The organism is Halorussus vallis (assembly GCF_024138165.1).
Taxonomy (GTDB): Archaea; Halobacteriota; Halobacteria; order Halobacteriales; family Haladaptataceae; genus Halorussus; species Halorussus vallis.
Genome location: NZ_CP100000.1, coordinates 3857773 through 3872070, shown reverse-complemented (window position 1 = coordinate 3872070; position 14298 = coordinate 3857773). Strand labels below are relative to the sequence as shown.

Sequence of the window (14298 nt, the reverse complement as noted above, 5' to 3'; positions counted from 1 at the left end):
CGTTTTTGCACGCTTCGATACACGTCCCGTTCATGGCAGACGAAGAAACCAAGGCCGAACTCCGCGAGCAGTTCACCGAGGCGTTCGAAGGCGCAGACTACCCGGTCAGCAACCCGATGGACCTCGTCCCCGCGCTCCCGAACGGCCCGGGCACGCGCTTCGAGGCGGGCGACGTTAGCTTCACCGCGATGGAGCTGTCGACGAAGCTCTCGGACACCCAGGACTTCCCCTACGAGAACGTCGACAGCCTCGTTGACGACCTCATCGCGGGACTCGAACAGAAGGATATGATCTGATTACTCGTCGTCTTCTTCCTCTTCCTCGTCCGGGAGCGCCACCAGCAGGACCTCCCAGACGTCGTACTGCTCGTTGAAGTGGCTGTCGAGCACGCGGTCTTTCTCGCCGATGGGAATTGGCTGCTGGGGGTGAGACACCTCCAGCCACGTCACCGTCGGCTCGGTGATGTCCATCTCGGCGATGTCGTCCGGCTGCGACGCCTGCGTCGGCTCTCCTCCCATCTCGCGCTCTCCGGGTCCGGTCGGTGTACCTTGTCGTTCCATGAAGTCTCCCCGCCTGCGGTACACCAGCATCCTACAAAACTGTGCTGGCGCTCGGGTCGAATAATTCCCCAAATCCGGAGAGCACCGGCCCCGTCTTGCGGTTGCGTTGGCGGTTCCACGGTTGTGGTCCAGGGCGGTCCTGCGGTCGCGCACCAGCCTCCTTGCCGCGAGCGAACGAAGTGAGCGAGCGGGCCGAGGAACCCTCGAAGGAGCGGCCGAGGGCCGCTTCCGAGGGGGTGACGAAGGCTTTTGGTCCAGGTTTTGCAAGGGAGGATCGCGGCTTCAGCCGCGATTCCGACTGCAGCAAAAGGTGGTTCGTAAGCCAAAAGACCGGACCCTCCCAACGTCATACGATGAGCGACGAAACGCGACGAATCCGAGCGGGACTCCTCGTCGGCCTCGCCGGCGCGCTCGCGCTGGCCGGGCGCGCGAGCGCCCACGGCGGCGCCCTACGGGCCGCCGCCGGGACGCTGTCGGTTCCGACGTGGCTGTTCCTGCTCACGGGCGGCGGCGCGGTCGGCGCGTCGTTCCTGCTGGCGAGTTTCGTCACCGACCGGGCGTTCGTCCGCGCGGTCCACGACTGGCGGCGCGTCGCCGACGTCGGCGCGCTCGACGCGCTGACGTCGGCGACCCGAGCGCTGTCGGTGGTCGCCCTGGCGGGCGTAATCGCTATCGGGCTGGCCGGTCGTGTGATACCGACTCTCGCCAACCCGCTCCAGAACGCCGCCGTGCTGGTGGTGTGGGTCGGCTGGTGGGCGGGCTACGTCGCGACGGTCTACCTCGTCGGCAACAGTTGGCCCGCGCTGAACCCCTGGCGTGCGCTCGCCGACTGGCTTCCCTCGCTGGAGCGGCCCTACCCCGACGACCTCGGCGCGTGGCCGAGCGTCGTCGGCCTCCTGGCGCTGGTCTGGCTGGAGGTCGTCAGCCCGCTGGCCGACCAGCCGTATTTGCTGGCGCTGGTCGTGCTGGGCTACACGGCGGTCACGCTCGCGGGCGCGTTCGTCTTCGGGTCGGAGACGTGGTTCGACCGGGTCGACCCCATCGCGCGCGTCTTCCGCTACTACGGGGCGGTCGCACCGATTCACCGGGACGAGGACGGCCTCCAGTTGCGCCTGCCCGGGTCGGCGCTGACCGACCCCGACCTCGTCGACGGTCGCGACGAGGTGGCGTTCGTCGTCGCCCTGCTGTGGGTGACGACCTACGACGGCTTCGTCGGGACGCCGGTGTGGCGCGACCTGGCCCGCGCGGTGGTCGGCGCGGGCGTCCCGGCCGAACTGCTCTACCCCGCGGCGATGCTCCTGGGCTTCGGCGTCTTCCTCGGCGCGTACCGACTAGCGGCCCGGTACGCCCGCGACACCGCCGAGACGTACCTCACGTCCGCGGCGCTCGCCCGGCGGTTCGCCGGGTCGCTGTTGCCCATCGCGGCCGGCTACCACCTCGCGCACTTCCTGGGCTACTTCGTGTCGCTGTCGCCCGTGCTGGTCGGCGTCCTGACGAATCCGCTCTCGCCGCCGGCGAATCCGGTCGTCATCGTGCTTCCGGGCTGGTTCGGCGGCGTCTCCGTCGCGGCGGTCCTGTTGGGCCACCTGCTCGCGGTCTGGGTCGCCCACGCCAGCGCCTACGACGCGTTCCCCGGCCGCCTGCAGGCAGTCCGGAGTCAGTACCCGCTCGTCGTGGTGATGGTCCTCTACACCATGAGCAGTCTCTGGATCGTCTCCGCACCGAACGTCGTCCCACCGTACGTATGAACTCCGAAACACCCGCCACCGAGACGTCGAGCGCCGAGAACACCGCCTTCGAGAGGGCCGAGGAGGGGACCGCCTACGAGACGTCGGTCCCGGCAGACGCGTCGGTCGTCGAGTGCCCCGACTGCGGTCGCCCGCTCCGGGACCGCGAACGGTTGGTCCTCCACCGCGGCCTCGACCACTGGGAGCGACTCGACGACGGCGAGCGCGAGGCGTTCCGGGACGCCTACCGGAGCGAGAACGAGGACCTCCGACTGTTCCGGTTGAAGATGCTGGGGTTGCTGGTGTTGCTCTACTTCGCGTTCCTCTTCGTCTACTCGTACTTCACCGACGACCCGCTGAGCGCGAGCCTCTTCGTCGTCGGGTGGATTCCGGCCCGCGACAGGGCGTGACGGTGACGACCGTACGGCGACGGCGGTCGGCCGACCGGCGAGCGTGCCGACTCGCGGCGCGCCAGGCCTCCCTCCGTCGGACCGACATTCGGTGCCCTTTAGTCCGCGCCACCCCGACTGTCGGTATGGACGAACAACCGGGACTGAGCGACGAATATAGAAAAGCGAGTCCGTGGCCGCTGTTCGTCGCGTTCGGTCTCGCCATCTTCGAGGTCGGCATCGTCTGGCCGCTGTTTCCCGTCGCGGTCGGCGGCATGCTGCTGTTCGTCGGGAGCGTCGTCGGCATCCTCCGTGAGTCGGAGTACATCGACGACCCGTGGAAGGGCCTGATTACGGCCGCGGTCCTCTCGGTGGGCGTGGGCGGGGCCATCGCGCTCCTGACCACCGGGAGCATCCGCCTGCGGGGCATCGCCATCGTCACCGGCGGCGTCGTCTGCCTCCTCGGCGGCGTGTTCGGGTCGTTCTACCAGCCCCGAGGGGTCTGAGCGCCGACCTCGCCCAGACGAATCGACAACCTATTTGGTTCCTCCGCGAATACCGCCGACCATGGCAACCCCCATCTTCGACAGGGAAACCTGGCTGGACATCACGGTCAACCTCATCCCCATCTGCATCATCACCTTCTTCCTGGCGCTGTTCACGGTCGCCTCGCCGTGGCCGATCGAGGGGCTGACCTCGGTCGTCGGCTACGCCCTCCTCGTGGTCCCGTTCCTCGGGCTGGCCGGCCTCACCTACCTCGCCGCCCAGTACATCTGAACCGCCGGAATCTCCCCCGGAACGCCGAAGTCCGTCCGCTTCTCGGAGGACTTTCCGAACCGTCGGTGACGCCTCCGCTCGCTGCGAGCTTTCGCGATTCGGGCCAATCGCAAGAGAGGGCCGGAGTCGTATCCTAACCTTTCATAACCCTCGGGTCCAAGCTTCTGGTATGGTAGAAGCCGGGCAAATAGCACTCACCGTCGTGATGGGAGTCTTCCTCCTGGCGGTCGCCGCGTTCCTCTCGCGCTTCGAGGACTGGCGGTCGTACACTCCCTTGACGAGCGGCGGAGGCTACGTCGGCGAACAGACCGGGCAGGCCCACCACGAGAAGCCTGCCGGAATCATTCGGTGGCTGACGACCGTCGACCACAAGGACATCGGGATGCTGTACGGCGTCTACGGCCTGACCGCGTTCGCGTGGGGCGGCATCGCCGTCCTGCTCATGCGCGCGGAACTGGCCGCGCCCGCGGAGAACTTCATGGGGGCCAACTTTTACAACTCGCTGTTGACCACCCACGGCATCACGATGCTGTTCCTGTTCGGGACGCCCATCATCGCCGCCTTCGGGAACTACTTCATCCCGTTGCTCATCGGCGCCGACGACATGGCGTTCCCCCGCATCAACGCCATCGCCTTCTGGTTGCTCCCGCCCGCGGCCATCCTCATCTGGCTGGGCTTCCCGCTGGCGACGCTGACCGGCGGCGACATCCAGCCCGCCCAGACGGCGTGGACGATGTACACGCCGCTGTCGGCCGAGCAGACCAATCCGGGCGTCGACCTGATGCTATTAGGCCTGCACCTCTCGGGTGTGTCGGCGACGATGGGTGCGATCAACTTCATCGCGACCATCTTCACCGAGCGCGGCGAGGAGGTCGGCTGGGAGCGCCTCGACATCTTCTCCTGGACGATGCTCACCCAGTCGGGACTCATCCTCTTCTCGTTCCCCCTGCTCGGCAGCGCCCTCGTGATGCTGCTGCTCGACCGTAACTTCGGGACGACGTTCTTCACCACGGAGGGCGGCGGTCCCATCCTCTGGCAGCACCTCTTCTGGTTCTTCGGTCACCCCGAAGTGTACATCCTGGTGCTGCCGCCGATGGGACTCGTCAGTCTCATCCTGCCGCGGTTCGCGGGCCGGAAGCTGTTCGGGTTCAAGTTCGTCGTCTACTCGACGCTGGCCATCGGCGTCCTCTCCTTCGGCGTCTGGGCCCACCACATGTTCGCGACCGGCATCGACCCCCGCATCCGCGCCAGCTTCATGGCCGTCTCGCTCGCTATCGCGATTCCGAGCGCCGTCAAGGTGTTCAACTGGATCACCACCATGTGGAACGGCAGACTCCGGATGACGGCGCCGATGCTGTTCTGCATCGGGTTCGTCCAGAACTTCATCATCGGCGGGGTCACCGGCGTGTTCCTCGCGTCGATTCCGGTCGACCTGGTGCTCCACGACACCTACTACGTGGTCGGACACTTCCACTTCATCGTGATGGGTGCCATCGCGGTCGCCGGCTTCGCCGGCATCTACTACTGGTTCCCGATGTACACCGGCCGGATGTACCAGAAGCGCCTCGCCCACTGGCACTTCTGGACCACCATGATCGGTAGCAACGTCACGTTCTTTGCGATGTTGCTGCTGGGCTACGGCGGGATGCCTCGCCGCTACGCCACCTACCTGCCGCAGTTCACCGACCTCCACCTCATCGCGACGGTCGGGGCGTTCATCATGGGCTTCGGCCAGCTCATCTTCGTCTGGAACATCGTGACCTCGTGGCTCGAAGGCCCGCGCGTCGAGAGCCACGACCCCTGGAGCCTCGAGGACGACGGCCTGCTCACCAAGGAGTGGGAGTGGTTCGAGAGCAAGCGCGAAACCGCCATCGCCACCGACGGCGGTGAACCGGACGAAGCGCACGAAGAGTAACACGCGGCCGGTTTTCGTTTTCTCGTATTTTCGCCGGAGAGCCGCCGGCCACGTCGAAGCCGTCGACGTGGCCGGCGGCGCCCACTGCCTGCCGAGACGAAAGGACGGGACGAGTGGAGTGTCGCGCGCGAAGTACGTGCGGTGAACCTCGTCGGGGAAGGGGGGTCGACGTGGCCACCGCGACCCCGTCGGTTTCTGGCTTCGGGAAACCGCTCGCGATGCACTCGGCCTGCTCGGGGACTCGCTCGCGGGCCGACTCGGGGTCCGGACGTCCGCGCGGGCGGCCTCTACGTCACCGCGAGGATGATACCCATCGAGAACATGAGCAACGCGATACCCCCCAGGAGGTACGCCAGCATGTCTTTTTCGGACATACCCGACCTACGGACCGACCGGATGAAAAGGCTAATCCTTCCGGTGGCCCAACCGTCGAACGTGTCCGAGACGTTCCGCGGTCGTTCGTTCGTCGTGGGTCTCTACGCCTTCTTCGTGGCGTTCGCGGGAGCCGCCGGCGTCGCGCTCGGCGTCGCCGGTCCGGACGACCTCACGTCGGTTCCGCTCCTCGGTTTCATCGAACTCCAGCCCACGCCGCTCGGCCTCGCGGTGTACGGGATGGTGACGGTCGGACTGATTCTGGGCGTCCCCCTGGCGCTGGTCGCCTTCGTCTCCCAACGGGCCGACGCCGCCGACGCACACGACTCGCGCCGAGAGGGCTGAATTCGGGGGAATAGCTAAGGCGGTCACCTTCGTAGGTCCGAGCATGTACCACGTCGTCGTGGCCGTGGACGAAGACGAAGAGCGCGCACGGAGACAGGCCGAGGACGTCGCCGATCTCCCGCACGCCGCCGACGAAGTGCGGGCGACGCTCCTACACGTGTTCACCGACAACCCCGGCGGCGCGTCGGCCGCCCAGATCGCGTCGGTCAAGCGCGCCGGCGAGGTGCTCGAATCCGCGGGCGTCGAAACCACCATCGAGGAGCGCAGCGGCGAACCCGCGGCCGTCGTCCTCGACTTCGCCCAGGACGAGGACGCCGACCTCATCTGCGTCGGCGGGCGACGCCGGTCGCCCGCGGGCAAGGCCATCTTCGGCAGCACGTCCCAGTCCGTCATCCTCCAGGCCGACCGCCCGGTGCTGGTGACCGGCGGACTGGAAGGCGTCGAGTAGTCCGAACCCGTCCGCCGGTGGGCGCCGACGGCGTCGGCGCCCCACCGGCCCGTCCGATTCTTCGACCGCGCTCCCGGCGAGCGCTGGCTACGCCTCCGAACGCAGTCCGGCGACGAAACCGTAGCCGCCGACCAGGAAACCGGCCACCAGCCAGAACTCCGTGGTCCCGATGACGTCCTAGTCGGCGAGAACGTACGTGCCGGTCAGTTCGTCGACCCCGGCGAACGCCACCAGCAGGAGCGCGAACAGTTCTACGAGGATGGCCTCCTCGGTCGTCGTCATACGGTCGAATCTCGACGGTTTCGAAATACGCTACCGGTTGGGCCTCCGGAGACGACGCGACCGCTGAACGACGGAAGACCGAGAAGAAGCGGCGGGGTCAGTCGTAGAACCGTTCGAGCGTCTCGCGGAGGTCCTCGACCGCGCGGCCGGTGACGGTGTCGCGGCGCTCGCCCGCCTCGAAGGCGACGAACGCCGGCGCGGCGTCGACCTCGTGGGCCGCGCAGAACTCCGTCGCGACTTCGCCGTCGATGCCGGCGAACGCCATCGCTTCGGGAGCGGCCGCCATCGCGTCGGGCAACTCGGCGGCCATCCGCTCGCACGGTTCGCAGAAGCGCTTCCAGACGGTCACGACCGCCCGGTCGTGCTCGGCGACGAACGACGCGGGGTCGTCAGTCACGTCCGGCACCGAGTCGGGCACCGGCGTGTCGGGGGTGACCTCGGCGACCATCCCGTCCATCACGCCGAGGTCGGCGGCCGACACGTCGTCGGGGAGGTGGGAGCGGAGCGCGAGGTAGCGCGCGAGGTCGGTGCGCTCGATTCCCTGCTCGGCGACCACGGCGGCGGCCGCGTCGGCGTCCGGCAGGCCGAACGTCTCGGCGACCGACCGGTGGAACTCCTCGTCGCCGACGCCGACGTACGAGTCGTAGTACACCGCGTGGTCGTCGTCGAACTCCTGGGTCGTGGTCACGCCGTTGTCGTCCTCACGGAGGACGCCCTCCGCGACCAGTCGGTCGAACAGCGCGTCCGGGTCGGGGTCGGTTGCGTCGTCGGTCGGCGACGGCGACCCCTCCTCCGGGGCCTCAGACGCCGAGGTATCGTTCCCTGGTTTCTCCATCTTCGCGTAGTTCCTCCGCGGCGCCTTCGAAGACGATGCTCCCCTGGTCGATGACGTAACAGCGGTCGGCGATGTCCATCGCGGCGACCGCGTTCTGCTCGACCAGCAGGATGGTGGTGCCAGACTCGCTGATGCGCTCGATGGCGTCCTCGACGTCCGCGATGATCTGGGGCGCCAGCCCCTCGTACGGTTCGTCGAGCAACAGCAAGTCGGTGCTCTGCTTGAGCGCCCGCGCGATGGCGAGCATCTGCTGTTCGCCGCCCGACAGCGTGCCGGCCTGCTGGTCCCGGCGCTCGTCGAGGCGCGGGAACTCCTCGTAGACGTCGGCGGTCGTCATGCCCGCGTGTTTTATCTCGGGAATCTGACGGCCGACGGTGTTGGACTTGTTGTTGGTCACCTCCGCGAGGTGGAGGTTCTCCGCGACCGTGAGGTTCGGGAAGACCCGCCGTTCCTCGGGGACGAGCGAGATTCCCCGCGAGGAGATGTCCTCGGGGGCGAGGTCGGTGATGTTTTCGCCCTTGAACGTGACGCTGCCGTCACGGACCTCCGGGGGTCGCGCCCCCGAGATGGACCGCAACGTCGTGGTCTTTCCCGCGCCGTTCCGGCCGAGTAGCGAGCAAATCTCGCCCTCCTCGACGCTCATCGTCACGTCCCGGAGGATGTGGCTCTGGCCGTAGTAGGAGTCGACCGCGGAGAGTTCCAGCAGGCTCACACCTCGACACCTCCGAGGTACGCCTCCTGGACGTCGGGGTCGCCCCGGACCTCCTCGGGCGTGCCCTCCGCGATGACGCTCCCGCGGTTGAGCACGACGATGCGGTCCGAGACGTTGAACACGATCTCCATGTCGTGTTCGACCAGCATGATGGTCAGGCCGAGTTCCTCCTTGACTTCCTCGACGAGTTCGACCGTGGCGGCCGTCTCCTCGGGCGACATCCCCGCGGTGGGTTCGTCCATCAGCAGGAGGTCGGGTTCGCTCGCGAGCGCGATGCCGATTTCGAGCCTGCGCTTGTCGCCGTAGGGCAGGTCGGTGGCGGTGACGCTCCGCTGGCCGAGCAGTCCGACCGCGTCGAGCATCTCGGTGGCCAGCGCGTCGACCTCGCCGTACTTGTTGCGGTGGCGCAGGAAGTCGAACCTGAACGAACCCTTCTCGGCGGCCAGCGCCGCGATCTGGGCGTTCTCCTCGACGGTCAGCTCCGGGAAGATGGAGGCGGTCTGGAACGACCGGCTCACGCCCTTCTGGACGACCTCGTGGGGTTCCGCCCGGACGATGGAGTCGCCCTTGAACCGGATGTCGCCGTCGGTGACGTCGAGCATCCGGGTGATGAGGTTGATGAGCGTCGACTTGCCCGCGCCGTTGGGGCCGATGACGCTGACGCTCTCGCCCTCCTCGATGCCGAGGGTCACGTCGTCGACCGCCGTGAGGCCACCGAACGACTTGGTGAGGCCGTCGGTTTCGAGCAGCGCCATCTACCGGTCACCTCCCGAGAGGCGGCGCAGCGAAGCGCCGAGGTCTTCGAACAGCCCCCAGATGCCACGCGGGAACAGCGCGATGACCAGCACGAACACGAGTCCGAGGATGAGGTGCCAGTACGCGCCGAAGCCCTCCAGCAGGACCACGGGCTCTTGAACCAGCGTGAGCCACTCGGCGGGCCCCGTGAACGGCACGGTGAGCTTCTGGACGCCGCTGATGATGTTCTCGACGTAGAGGTAGACGCCCGCGCCGACGATGGGGCCGAACAGCGACCCGACGCCGCCCAGCACCGCCATGATGACGACCTCGCCGCTGGTCGTCCAGTACAGCGACTGGAGCGGGACGTACGCGCCGTGGATGGTGAACAGGCTCCCGGCGATTCCCGCGAACGACCCGGAGATGATGAACGCCATCAGCTTGTAGCGCCAGACGTTGAGTCCGACGAACTCCGCGCGCTGTTCGTTCTGGCGGATGGCGCGGAACACCATCCCGTAGGGCGAGTGGAGGATGCGGTAGGCGGCGGCGACCGACAGCACGGTCACCGTCCCGACCAGCACGTACTTCCACGTCCCCAGCAGCCACTCCAGACCCGGCACCGGGTACCGGAGGTAGAACGTGCCCAGCAGTTGGCCGATCTCGACGCTGGTGTAGCCGTTCTCGCCGTTGGTGTACTGCGAGAGTGGCGACAGCGCGAGGTAGTAGGCCATCTGGCCAAACGCGAGCGTGAGGATGGAGAAGTAGATACCGCCGCGGCGGAGCGAGATGAATCCGAGCACCCACGCCAGCACGGCCGCGAACAGCGTCCCGGCGACGATGATGAGTATCGGACTCGAGGAGACCGTGTGGCTGAAGATGCCCGCGGCGTAGGCCGCCCCGCCCCAGAAGGCCGCGTGGCCGAACGACAGCAGGCCGGTGTAGCCCAGCAGGAGGTTGAACCCCATCGCGAAGATGCCCCAGATGAGCATCAGCGTCGCGAGGTCCCGGTAGCCGTTGAAGAAGCCGCTGATGACTGGCGCGTCGGCGAACAGCCACGGGAACACCGCGACGAACAGTGTGGTCGCGGCGACGACGAACAGTTCGCTCTCCTTGAGCGACTGCCAGTCGAACAGTTCGCGCTCGGCCGCCCCGACGACGGTCCCGTCGTCGGTGGCGTCGGCGGGCGCGTCGGCGCGCTCGGTTCCTTCGTCCGTCACGGCGTCACCTCCTCGACGCCGAGCAGTCCCTGGGGCCGCACGAGCAGCACGACGGCCGCTAGCACGTAGATGCCGACCTGCGACCACTGGGGCGCGACCGCGACCAGGATGGCCAGCGTCTCGCCGATGAGGATGCCCCCGAGCACCGCGCCGGTGATGGAGCCGACCCCGCCGATGACGACGACGAGGAACGCCGGCACCAGCACCTCGGTGCCGATGTTGGGATTGACCGCGTACAGCGGGCCGCCGACGACGCCCGCGACGCCCGCGAGCGCCGCGCCGACGCCGAACACCATGAGGTACGGCCGGGTGATCTTGATGCCGAGCAGTTGGACCATCTCGGCGTCGCGAGTGCCCGCGCGCACCACGAGGCCGAAGTCGGTGTACTCGATGAGCAAGTAGACGCCGATGACCAGCGCCGCGGTGATGCCGAGCACGTAGAGGCGCCATTGCGGGAAGCTACCGATGAGCGGCAGCGACACCGGCCCGCTGGCCCACGCCGGGCGCGCGAAGTTGTAGCTCTGACCGCCGAACAGGATTTTGAACAGTTCCTGGACGACGATGGCCAGTCCGAACGTCAACAGAATCTGGTCGGTGTCGGGCCTGTCGTAGAACGGTCTGGCCACGAATCGTTCCATCAGGACGCCGACGACGAATACGATAATCGGGACGAGCACGAGTGCGGGCAGAAAGCCCCACCCGAGTCCGAGTTCGCTGTAGCCCCAGTCCATCAGTTTCCCGCCCGTCAACTGGACGTTGAGCGTGATGAAGAGGCCGGCGTACGTGCCTACCAGATACAGCGCCCCGTGGGCGAAGTTGACGAACTTCAGCGTCCCGAGGATGATCGACAGTCCGATGGCGACCAGCACGTAGATGGCTCCCTGCTGGAGCCCGTTTATCAGCACCGTAGCTACTTCGGAAACGAGACTCACGTCTGTCCCCTCGAGCGTTGTCTCCGTTCTTCGTGACTACTACTGTCCATGCGAAATTCTACCATGTGGTTGGTATCCTCTATCGATTATAAACGTTAGTGAATAACTGCGCCGGGGACCTATTCGTACGAACCGAGTTCGCACTCCGCCGCCGGTCCCTCGCCGCACTTGTAGCCGAGTTTGTCCTTGGAGGTGAGGTTGACCAGTTCGAAGAACCTCCCCGAACCCTGCTTGGACCCCGGCAGTCCCTTCACGACCGGGACCGCGCGCTGGGCCTGGTGGTCGCACTTGCGCATCGTCTCCTCGCCCATGCCGAGGTTGTTGTACTTCCGACCTTCCAGTTGTTTGATGACCTCGGGCGGGTAGAACGTCCCGGCGCGCTCGGCCGCCGCGGCGTACTGGAGCGTCTGGGCGTACGCCAACTGGGCCGGTCCGGACGGGACGCGGCCGTTGTACTCGTCTCCGAACGCCTTCGCGAACGAGTTCGACGGTCCGTTGTCGATCTGGGCGTCCCACGCCACGGTGCCGTAGATGCCCTCGATGGCGCCACCGGCGGCCTGGGCCATCGGTCGGTTGTACAGCGGCATCACGATCTCCATCTTCTTGTCCAGTCCCATCTCGATGGCCTGACTGAGCGAGTTCGCGCCGTCGAGGCCGTAGTGGTTGAGGAAGATGGCCTCCGCGCCGGAGCTTTCGGCCTCCGAGAGGTACGACTGGAAGTCCTTCGTGCCGAGAGGCGTCGGGACGCTGTCGATCTCCGACCAGCCCGCCTCCTCGAAGAACTTCTTCATCGAGGCCTGCTGGGTCTTGCCCCAACTGTAGTCGGCGTACAGCTGATAGAACTTGAGGTCGTTCCCGTATTCCTCGGTGACGACCGGCGCGAGCGCCTGGCCGGTCATGTACGCGTTGAACATCTCCCGGAAGCCGTACCGGGCGCAGTCCTTACCCGTGGTGTCGTTCGAGTGGGTGAGACACGCCATGAACAGCACCTTCTCCTTCTGGCACAGCCCCTGGACCGCGATGGCGACCGCGCTCGACGACCCGCCGGAAACCATCATCACGTTGTCCCGGTTTATCATCCGCCGGGCCGACTGGCGAGCGGTGTCGGCGTCGGTCGCCGTGTCGCCGGTCACGTAGTCGACCTTCTTGCCGAGCACGCCGTCGCCCGAGAGGTCGCTCCAGTTGTCGACCCAGCCGCCGCCGTTGTTGAGGTGTTTCACCGCGAGCTTGTAGGCTCGAAGTTCGTCCTTCCCCTCGGAGGAGTAGGGGCCGGACTGCGGGACGTTGAACCCCAGTTTTACCGTGTCGCCCTCGACCGGGAAGTTGCCGAGCGGCGGATAGTCTTGCGAACCGCCGCCACCGCCTCCGCCGCCGTCTCCGCCGCCATCACCGCCGCCACCGCCGCCACTACCGTCGCCACCGCCGCCGATACATCCGGCGAGCGAAGCGATGCTCGCCGCGCCAGTCGCGCCTGCTGCCTTTACGACGTCGCGTCGCGTTGGGCCACTGTTAGATTGTGGCATGGTGTCGTGGAGCAACCGGTAGGTAATAATTGTTACTGTGTTTCCATAGCTGACATCCGCGAGTTCACGCGAATATTGCCGAAAGTAATCGGGTCGCTGTCAAGAATTACCGGAAAAATGCGGGTTCGGTATCAGCTCGTTACTGGATAGGCTCGTTACTGGTAGGGTCCGAGGTCGCACTCGGCCGCGGGGCCCTGGCTACAGGAGTAGCCGAGCGTATCCCGCGGCGTGAGGTTGACGATCTCGAAGAACTGACCCTGCTTCTGCTGGCTCTGCGGCAGTCCCTTCACGACGGGAACGGCCCGCTGGGCCTGGTGGTCGCACTTGCGCATCGTCTCCTGACCCATGCCGATGTTGTTGTACTGGAAGCCCTCCAGTTGCTTGATGACCTCGGGCGGATAGAACGTCCCGGCGCGCTCGACCGCCGCGGCGTACTGGAGCGTCTGGGCGTACGCCAGTTGCGCCGGTCCGGACGGGATGCGCGCGTACTTGTTCTGGAACGCCTGCGTGAACTGGTTCGACGGCGTGTTGTCGATCTGGGAGTCCCAGGCGACCGTCCCGTAGACGCCCTCGATGGCACCGCCGGCGGCCTGGGCCATCGGGCGGTTGTAAAGCGGGACGACGATCTCCATGTCGTTGTGCAGTCCCATGTCCTTGGCCTGGCTGAGCGAGTTCGCGCCGTCCAGCCCGTAGTGGTCGAGGAACAGCACGTCGGTCCGCTGGCGCGGCACCTGCGAGAGGTACGACGAGAAGTCCTTGGTCCCCAGCGGCGTTGCGACGCTGTTGATCTGCGACCAACCGGCCTCGGTGAAGAAGCGCTTCATCGATTCCTGCACCGTCTGGCCCCACGTGTAGTCGGCGTACAGCTGGTAGAAGTTGTTGTTCTGGCCGTACTCGTTGGTGACCGGCGGCACCAGCGCCTGCGCGCTCATGTAGGCATTGAACATCTCCCGGAAGGAGTACCGGACGCAGTTCGTTCCCGTGGTTTCGTTCGAGTGGGTCAGACAGCACATGTACTGGACCTTCTCGCGCTGGCACAGTTCCTGGATGGCGATGGCGACCGCGCTCGACGATCCGCCCGAGAGCATGATGGCCTTGTCGCGCTGGATCATCCGCCGGGCCGTCTGGCGGGCGGTGTCGGCGTCGGTCGCCGTGTCGCCCGAGACGAACTGAATCTGTTCGCCGAGCACGCCGTCGCCCGAGAGGTCGCTCCAGTTGTCGATCCAGCCCCCGCCGTTGTTGAGGTGTTCGACCGCCAGCCGGTAGGCTCGAAGCTCGTCCTGCCCCTCCGAAGAGTACGGTCCCGACTGCGGAACGGTGAACCCGAACGTCGGTTGGCCCTGAATCGGGAAGTTCCCGATGGGCGGATTCTGCTGTGCACTCGCGCTCCCTGCTATCCCGGCAACCCCCGCCAGACCGGACGCTCCGGCCATCTTCACGACATCTCTGCGCGTCACGTCATTGTCATTTCCCCGTGACATCGTATCACACGACTACAACATCATTAATAATTATACGGGAAGATTCCG

The 14298-nt window shown here is 66.5% G+C and carries 16 protein-coding genes; 8 read left to right on the top strand and 8 right to left on the bottom strand.

All coding sequences use genetic code 11. The annotated features are described in order from the left end of the window. Nucleotides 1–32 precede the first annotated feature (32 nt). Nucleotides 33–296: an MTH865 family protein gene (locus tag NGM07_RS19615; protein WP_253514815.1), complete on the top strand. Its 264-nt coding sequence runs from the start codon at nt 33–35 to the stop codon at nt 294–296. On the opposite strand, the gene NGM07_RS19610 is transcribed toward NGM07_RS19615, so the two are convergent. Beyond that, a complete protein-coding gene (locus NGM07_RS19610; protein WP_253514813.1) occupies nt 297–560 on the bottom strand; it encodes a hypothetical protein in 264 nt (87 codons plus the stop codon). Between the two features lie 353 nt (nt 561–913). Between NGM07_RS19610 and NGM07_RS19605 the strand changes: the two genes are divergently transcribed. The 7 genes from NGM07_RS19605 to NGM07_RS19575 all read left to right on the top strand — a co-directional run bounded on the left by NGM07_RS19605 (nt 914) and on the right by NGM07_RS19575 (nt 6533). Continuing rightward, a complete protein-coding gene (locus tag NGM07_RS19605; RefSeq protein WP_253514812.1) occupies nt 914–2308 on the top strand; it encodes a hypothetical protein in 1395 nt (464 codons plus the stop codon). After that, a complete protein-coding gene (locus NGM07_RS19600; RefSeq protein ID WP_253514804.1) occupies nt 2305–2697 on the top strand; it encodes a DUF7410 domain-containing protein in 393 nt (130 codons plus the stop codon). Before NGM07_RS19605 ends, NGM07_RS19600 begins: the two co-directional genes overlap by 4 nt. Nucleotides 2698–2822: 125 nt before the next feature. Continuing rightward, nucleotides 2823–3182 (top strand): DUF7541 family protein, encoded by a 360-nt coding sequence (locus NGM07_RS19595; RefSeq protein ID WP_253514802.1) that lies wholly within the window; start codon nt 2823–2825, stop codon nt 3180–3182. Nucleotides 3183–3243: 61 nt separating this feature from the next. Beyond that, the gene (locus tag NGM07_RS19590) at nt 3244–3453 is read left to right on the top strand and encodes a DUF6684 family protein (protein ID WP_253514800.1); all 210 of its coding nucleotides are present in this window, start codon (nt 3244–3246) and stop codon (nt 3451–3453) included. A gap of 169 nt (nt 3454–3622) precedes the next feature. Further along, entirely contained in the window at nt 3623–5368 is a 1746-nt protein-coding gene (ctaD, locus tag NGM07_RS19585) for a cytochrome c oxidase subunit I (protein ID WP_253514798.1), read from the top strand. Between the two features lie 435 nt (nt 5369–5803). Beyond that, a complete protein-coding gene (locus tag NGM07_RS19580) occupies nt 5804–6085 on the top strand; it encodes a DUF7520 family protein (protein WP_253514796.1) in 282 nt (93 codons plus the stop codon). 43 nt (nt 6086–6128) lie between these two features. Further along, on the top strand, nt 6129–6533 hold the full coding sequence (locus tag NGM07_RS19575; RefSeq protein ID WP_253514794.1) for a universal stress protein: 405 nt from the start codon (nt 6129–6131) through the stop codon (nt 6531–6533). 379 nt (nt 6534–6912) lie between these two features. Here NGM07_RS19575 and NGM07_RS19570 read toward each other — a convergent pair whose 3' ends face one another. From NGM07_RS19570 to NGM07_RS19540, 7 genes are all read right to left on the bottom strand, one after another. Beyond that, nucleotides 6913–7650 carry a thioredoxin family protein gene (locus NGM07_RS19570; protein WP_253514792.1) on the bottom strand — a complete coding sequence of 246 codons (738 nt, stop codon included), beginning with the start codon at nt 7648–7650 and terminating at the stop codon, nt 6913–6915. After that, complete coding sequence (locus NGM07_RS19565) at nt 7616–8362, bottom strand: ABC transporter ATP-binding protein (protein WP_253514790.1); 747 nt, start codon at nt 8360–8362, stop codon at nt 7616–7618. The genes NGM07_RS19570 and NGM07_RS19565 overlap by 35 nt, the downstream gene beginning before the upstream one ends. Then, nucleotides 8359–9117 carry an ABC transporter ATP-binding protein gene (locus tag NGM07_RS19560; protein WP_253514788.1) on the bottom strand — a complete coding sequence of 253 codons (759 nt, stop codon included), beginning with the start codon at nt 9115–9117 and terminating at the stop codon, nt 8359–8361. Before NGM07_RS19560 ends, NGM07_RS19565 begins: the two co-directional genes overlap by 4 nt. Further along, the gene (locus NGM07_RS19555) at nt 9118–10314 is read right to left on the bottom strand and encodes a branched-chain amino acid ABC transporter permease (RefSeq protein WP_253514786.1); all 1197 of its coding nucleotides are present in this window, start codon (nt 10312–10314) and stop codon (nt 9118–9120) included. Beyond that, on the bottom strand, nt 10311–11246 hold the full coding sequence (locus NGM07_RS19550) for a branched-chain amino acid ABC transporter permease (RefSeq protein ID WP_253514784.1): 936 nt from the start codon (nt 11244–11246) through the stop codon (nt 10311–10313). Before NGM07_RS19550 ends, NGM07_RS19555 begins: the two co-directional genes overlap by 4 nt. A 119-nt stretch (nt 11247–11365) precedes the next feature. Further along, on the bottom strand, nt 11366–12769 hold the full coding sequence (locus tag NGM07_RS19545; protein WP_253514782.1) for a substrate-binding protein: 1404 nt from the start codon (nt 12767–12769) through the stop codon (nt 11366–11368). 155 nt (nt 12770–12924) lie between these two features. Then, entirely contained in the window at nt 12925–14250 is a 1326-nt protein-coding gene (locus tag NGM07_RS19540; RefSeq protein ID WP_253514780.1) for a substrate-binding protein, read from the bottom strand. Nucleotides 14251–14298: the final 48 nt, after the last annotated feature.